The sequence below is a fragment of the Burkholderia sp. Se-20378 genome (assembly GCF_017104665.1).
In the GTDB taxonomy this organism is placed as follows: domain Bacteria; phylum Pseudomonadota; class Gammaproteobacteria; order Burkholderiales; family Burkholderiaceae; genus Burkholderia; species Burkholderia lata.
In genome coordinates this window covers 1-6,058 of record NZ_JAAGPG010000473.1, presented here as the reverse complement: position 1 = coordinate 6,058, position 6,058 = coordinate 1, and the positions used below count along the sequence as shown (strand labels likewise).

Genomic DNA, 6,058 nt, shown 5'->3' with positions numbered 1-6,058 from the left:
GGCGTATCGCCGGGTGCAGCAGACGCTCGGCCTTGCCCGCGTCGTGATCGTGCAGCCGACCGGCTATGGAGTCGACAACCGTTGCCTGCTCGACACGCTGGCCGCGTTCGGCCAGCAGGCGCGTGGCGTCGCGACGTTGCCGGCCGACGTGTCGGACGCCGAGCTGGCGCGGTTGCACGCGGCGGGCGTGCGCGGCGTCCGGTTCATGATGTTGGCGGGCGGCCTGGCGCGGTGGGACGAACTGGAGCGGATGGCCGCGCGGATCGGGCCGCTTGGCTGGCACGTCGACCTGCAGCTCGACGGCCGGACGCTGCCCGAGGTCGTGCCGTTGCTGTCCTCGCTACAGGCGCGTGTCGTGATCGATCACGCGGGCAAGTTCCTGACGCCCGTGGCGCCGGCCGCGCCGGCGTTTCTCGCGCTGCGGCGCCTGCTCGACCGCGGCCACGCATGGGTGAAGCTGTCCGCGCCGTACGAGACGTCGCGCTCGGGTGCGCCCGGTTACGACGATGTCGCGCGTCTCGCCGCCGTGCTGGCGCGCCACCATCCGGCGCGGTGCGTATGGGGCAGCAACTGGCCGCACCCGAACGCGTCGCCGGTTCCAGATGACCTGCGCCTGCTCGGCTGGCTGGACGACTGCACGGCGGACGACGCGATCAGCCGCGCGATTCTGGTCGACAACCCGACCGTACTTTACGGATTCTGAATCGGCTGCGAGGACGAGGCCGAGTGTGACAAGCTTTCAATCCGGAAGCATGTCACCTGCAACGCCAAGCAATCCTGACCGAGCACGACAGGTCGCAGTCCTGCGAATCCTTACCGCGCTGAAAGCTGTTTCGCCGAGGGTGTTCCAACGGAGGAACGCAGCGTTTCGCTGCACTGCGACAACTGCTTGACGCTGCATGCCGGTCGGCGCAGGATACGTCCGTGCATTTGGAGCGGGACGCGCCGGCCGCGCGGTTCCTGCACCCGCGATACACAAAAGAACAACGATGAGCCTTTACGCACTCGTACCGGAATACCGGCCCCGCGATTGTCGGCCCGCCGGAACAACGCTTCTCCCGACGCTCTGCGCGTCACGTATCCGTCATCCCGTTTCGTACCGTGCATCGGTACACTTTCCCGTCCGCGCGCGCGCCGCGGCGATGAACGGCGCGCGTCCGGCCCGCCGCATCGCAGCGCCGTCTGCCAGCCCTCATCACCGCATCCTGAACGGCGCCTACACCGGCGTCTCGTGACGTCCGTTGCGCCCATCCTTGTATTGCACCGCCGGCTTGCCTGATTGCCTGGCGGGTCCGAAGTCCGAAGCATTTCGATTGAGCTTGAAAAAGCTAACGCAAGCAGTTCGGTTCGAGGTTCAAGGAGAAAAACTCATGTCGCAGCTTTCGAATGAAGAAGGAAACGGCAGTTCGGGGAGTGGCAAGGTCAAGCTGATCAAGTGGGCGATCATCGTCGCCGGCGTCGCGATCGCGGCACCGGCGGCGCTGTTCATCCTGAAAGGGGTGATCGCGCTGGTCACGGCGGGCGTGATCGGCCTCGGTGCGATCTATTTCGCACCGGTCGTCGCGATGAAGTTCGCGAACCAGAAGGTGAAGATGATCGTCCAGGAGGCGCAGGCCAATCCGATCGAGACGCTGATCAACCAGCTCGCGGAAAAGCGCCAGGCGGCCCAGAAGTTCGCGGACAGCATCACCGCATTCCGCACCGAGGTAAAGAACTTCGAAAGCAAGACGGAACTGTTCGAGAAGCAGTATCCGGACGACGCGCCACGCTTCCGGCAGCAGCTCGACACGATGAAGCAGCTGCTGTCGTTTCGCGAGGGGCGTTACAAGCAGGTGCAGGCCGAACTGAAGAACTTCGCATCGGCGATCGACCGCGCGAAGGCGATGTGGGACATGTCGCAGGCCGCGCAGCAGATGAACAAGCTCGCGGGCAAGCAGGCGTCCGATACGTTCGAGCAGATCAAGACCGACGTGGCCGTCGATTCGGTGATGCGCTCGGTCAACAAGGCGTTCTCCGAAATGGAGACGTCGCTGATGGATAACCCCGAGGTCAAGCAGGCGCAGCAGCAGGCGGTGATGAACGCGCCGCACGCGCCCGGGCTCGATGCGACGAACCCGGCGCAACTGCCGTCGAAACAACAATAACTTCCTGCAGGCTCGCAACCATGAAAAAACTTCTTGGCGCCATCGCATTTCTGGTCGTGCTAGTCGGCGTATGGATCGTGCATCAGGGCGGCCTGTCGACGCTGATTCCCGCGCATGACGCGGCCCCGGGCTCGACGTCCGCGCAAAGCGGCGACACCGGGCAGTCCGCGCAGTCGTCGCCGTCGTCCAACGTGCTGCCGGCCGGCTTCACGCCGCAGGCCAGCACGCTGAAATCGATTGCCGAAAACGGCATCGTGCGGATCTCCGTGCAGAACCCGAGCGAACCGTTCTTCGGCGAAGACAAGGGCGCGCCGCACGGCTTCAACGTCGAGTTCGCGCGGCTGCTGTTCGCGGATCCGTCGTTCTCGCACGGCGGCAAGCCGGTGGTCGTCGATACGCGTCACGAGGTCGATACGTACCCGGGCGTGCCGAAGCAGCTGCTCGATACGGACGCGAAGGGGAGCCACGTGGTCGACGTCGCGATGGACGGGCTGACGTTCCCGGACAACACGCCGTCGGGCGTCGTCTATTCGGTGCCGTACGTCGACGATTTCGGCTACTCGCTGATCGTGCGGCAGGGCTCCGCGATCCGCTCGACCGACGATCTCGCGGGCAAGACGGTCGGTATCCTGAAGGGCGACCCGGACGTGCGTGCGTTCGTCACGCGCCAGTATCCGAACGTGAAGTTCGTTGAAGTCGACGATTCCGATCCGGCGTTCATCGCGAAGAGCATCGACGGCCATACGGTCGACGCGTTCATCTACGACTATCCGTTCGCGGTCAGCTCGATCAAGGACACCGACCTGAAGTTCGCGGTGACCAAGCTCGACGGCTCGAACATCGCGTACAAGATCGGCGTGCGCGCCGACGACCAGGATCTGCTGATCTACCTGAATGCCGCGATCGCGAAGCTCAAGCAGTCGCCGCAATATCTCGACCTGCTGCGCAAGTACTTCGTCAGCGACCAGGCGGTGACGACCGCGGCCGCGTCGGGCGAACATACGTATGTGGTGAAGGCGGGCGACACGCTGAACATGATCGCGGCGAGCAAGCTCGGCAGCGGCCAGCGTTATCGCGAGATTCAACGCCGCAACAACCTTGCCAACCCGAACCTGATCCTGGCGGGCCAGCATCTGGTGATTCCGGTGCGGTAACGGCGGCGTGACGTGAACGAGGAAAGCTGAAGCGACGTGAAAGACTGCGCGCGGCCCGGCGGAAGTGATCCGCCGGGCCGTGCGTTTTTCTGCGTCAGTGCGTGATCGACAGGAACAGGTAAGCGGCGAACAGCGACAGGTGCACGACGCCGTGCAGCACCGTCGTACGCCCCTGGCTGAGCGTCAGCGTGCTGACCAGCAGGGTGAGCGCCAGCAGCACGGTTTCCATCGGGCCGATGCCGAGCGTGAGCGGCTGGCCGACCCAGATGAACACGGCCGCGACGGTCGGGATCGTGAGCCCGATACTCGCGAGCGCCGAACCGAGCGCGAGGTTCATGCTGGTCTGCAGGCGATTCGCGCGCGCGGCGGTGACGGCAGCGAGCGCTTCCGGCAGCAGCACGAGCGCGGCGATCACGATACCGACCGCGGCCTCGGGCGCACCGAGCTTCATCACCGCATGCTCGACGGCCGGTGACAGCAGCTTCGCGAGCAGCACGACCGAGATGAGGCTCACGAACAGCAGCACCAGACTGATCAGCGCAGTGCGGTTGCTCGGCGCGGCCGCGTGCACCGCCTCGTTTGCGCTGTCGTGCGCGGCGAGGAAGTAGTCGCGGTGGCGCACGGTCTGCACGAACACGAATGCGCCGTACAGCACGAGCGACGACACGCCGGCGAACGCGAGCTGCGATTTCGAGAAGAACGGGCCCGGTGCGGCGTTCAGGTAGTTCGGCATCACGAGCGACAGCACCGACAGCGACGCCAGCACCGCGAGCGCCTTGCTGGCGCCACGGCCCTGGAAATCCTGTTCGCCGTGCTTCCACGCGCCGACCAGCAGGCAGATACCGACGATGCCGTTGCAGATGATCATCACGGCGGCGAACACGGTGTCGCGGGCGAGGCCCGATTTCTCCGGGCCCGCGCCGAGCATCACCGACACGATCAGCGCGACTTCGATGACGGTCACGGCGACCGCGAGCACGAGCGTGCCGAACGGCTCGCCGACGCGGTGCGCGACGACTTCGGCATGGTGGACGGCGGCGAACACGGCACCGGCGAGTGCGGCGGCGAACACCGCGATGACGAGGCCTTCGGCCGGCACGACGCGCGACAGCGCGAGGACCAGCCATGCGGCAAGCGGGGCCACGAGGGTCCAGCGCGGGAGCTGGTTGGACGAGAGCGGCATGGGGGTTTCCTTATGCGAGTGGCGGCGCGCGACGCGCCGTCACGGGTTGACGAAGCCCGGCCGTACTATCCGCCGAACGAGGATGATGAAACCGAAAGGGGGCGGCACGCAACGGTGCTGCCCTGGGTTCGCCGCCGTGAGGCAGCGAGGGGCGCGGGCGGGCTGGAGCCCGTCGCTGGATGAAACGGTTCGATGCGGCTGGCCGCAAGCGGCGAGGCGAGCACGTGTGACGACGCGCGGGCCGGAGGCTCGGTTCCGACCCCGGAAGGGCGGCCGACGATGGACGGCGGTGGCAGCGTGACACGCGGTTTCCCCCTGAAATCCGGCGGTTTGTCGAATTTTATCAGGCGTTCGGGGGTCACTATCTCATATTAGAACGCTTTCATTGACCTTTCGGTTTACAAAAAGTGCCCCGACCTTTCAATTTTTTGTCTTTGCAGTTTCCGTAACGATCTCTTGCACGACAAATTCGGGCTCGCCCTGACATAAATCTACCGACCGGTCGGTTTATAATAGCTCGCACCTCCACTTCATGACGGATCGCAAGCGATGGCTGTTTCTTCTGCACATTCGGTGAACTCGGGCGCGCTGGCGCCGTCGTCCGTCGTCGGCGTGATCGGTGCCGGCGCGATGGGCGCGGGCATTGCGCAGGTCGCGGCGGCGGCCGGCCATACGGTGCTGCTGTTCGACCTGAACGAAGCCGCCTGCGACAAGGCGCTGGCCGGCATCCGCGCGCAGTTCGCGCGGCTCGCCGAGAAGGGCCGGCTCGAACCGGCCCAGGCCGACGCGGCAGGCGCCCGGATTCGCGCGGTGCGTGAACTGGCCGATTTCGCGGGCGCCGCACTGATCGTCGAGGCGGCGGCGGAGCGGCTCGACGTGAAGCGCGAGATCTTCGCGACCCTTGAGCGCCATGTCGACGACGCGTGCCTGCTGGCCACCAACACGTCGTCGATCTCGATCACGTCGATCGCGGCCGGGCTGCGCGTGCCGCAGCGCGTCGCCGGCCTGCATTTCTTCAACCCGGCGCCGCTGATGGCGCTCGTCGAGGTGGTGAGCGGGCTCGCGACCGCGCCCGAGGTCGCGCAAGTGCTCTATGCCACCGCCGCCGCATGGGGCAAGCGGCCCGTGATGGCGAAATCGACACCGGGCTTCATCGTGAACCGCGTCGCGCGGCCGTATTACGCGGAGGCGCTGCGCGTGCTGAACGAGCAGGGCGGCACGCCGGCATCGATCGATGCGGTGATGCGCGAGGCCGGCGGCTTCCGGATGGGGCCGTTCGAGCTGATGGACCTGATCGGCCACGACGTGAACTTCGCGGTGACCGAATCGGTGTTCCGCGCGTACTTCAACGATCCGCGCTACACGCCGTCGCTGATCCAGCAGGAACTCGTGAACGCGGGCTTCCTCGGGCGCAAGTCGGGGCGCGGCTTCTATTCGTATGCGGACGGCGCGACGCCGCCCGCACCCGATCTCGAAGCGCCGCGCGATGCGCCGGCCGACGTCGCCCTGTTTGCGCAGGACGGCCCGGCCGCCGCGCTGCATGCGCGCTTCGCTGAGCGCGTTCCGGGCGCCCGGCA

At 66.2% G+C, this 6,058-nt stretch carries 5 protein-coding genes; 4 read left to right on the top strand and 1 reads right to left on the bottom strand.

What is annotated here, in order from left to right:
- From G3N93_RS31650 to G3N93_RS31640, 3 genes are all read left to right on the top strand, one after another.
- On the top strand, positions 1–703 hold a 703-nt coding region (locus G3N93_RS31650), incomplete at its 5' end, for an amidohydrolase family protein (RefSeq protein ID WP_206134718.1).
- Between the two features lie 667 nt (positions 704–1,370).
- Entirely contained in the window at positions 1,371–2,144 is a 774-nt protein-coding gene (locus tag G3N93_RS31645; RefSeq protein ID WP_174937367.1) for a hypothetical protein, read from the top strand.
- Between the two features lie 20 nt (positions 2,145–2,164).
- A complete protein-coding gene (locus G3N93_RS31640) occupies positions 2,165–3,298 on the top strand; it encodes a LysM peptidoglycan-binding domain-containing protein (protein WP_206134717.1) in 1,134 nt (377 codons plus the stop codon).
- 94 nt (positions 3,299–3,392) lie between these two features.
- On the opposite strand, the gene G3N93_RS31635 is transcribed toward G3N93_RS31640, so the two are convergent.
- Entirely contained in the window at positions 3,393–4,481 is a 1,089-nt protein-coding gene (locus G3N93_RS31635) for a calcium:proton antiporter (RefSeq protein ID WP_174937363.1), read from the bottom strand.
- A 549-nt stretch (positions 4,482–5,030) separates the two neighbouring features.
- On the opposite strand from G3N93_RS31635, the gene G3N93_RS31630 reads away from it, so the two are divergent.
- A partial coding sequence (locus tag G3N93_RS31630; protein ID WP_206134716.1) for a 3-hydroxyacyl-CoA dehydrogenase occupies positions 5,031–6,058 on the top strand: 1,028 nt, incomplete at its 3' end.

What these genes read in the sequence shown, in the direction of transcription:
- G3N93_RS31640 (WP_206134717.1), top strand. Translation starts at nt 2,165, where the DNA reads ATGAAAAAACTTCTTGGCGCCATCGCATTTCTGGTCGTGCTAGTCGGC.
- G3N93_RS31635 (WP_174937363.1), bottom strand. Translation starts at nt 4,481, where the DNA reads ATGCCGCTCTCGTCCAACCAGCTCCCGCGCTGGACCCTCGTGGCCCCG.
- G3N93_RS31645 (WP_174937367.1), top strand. Translation starts at nt 1,371, where the DNA reads ATGTCGCAGCTTTCGAATGAAGAAGGAAACGGCAGTTCGGGGAGTGGC.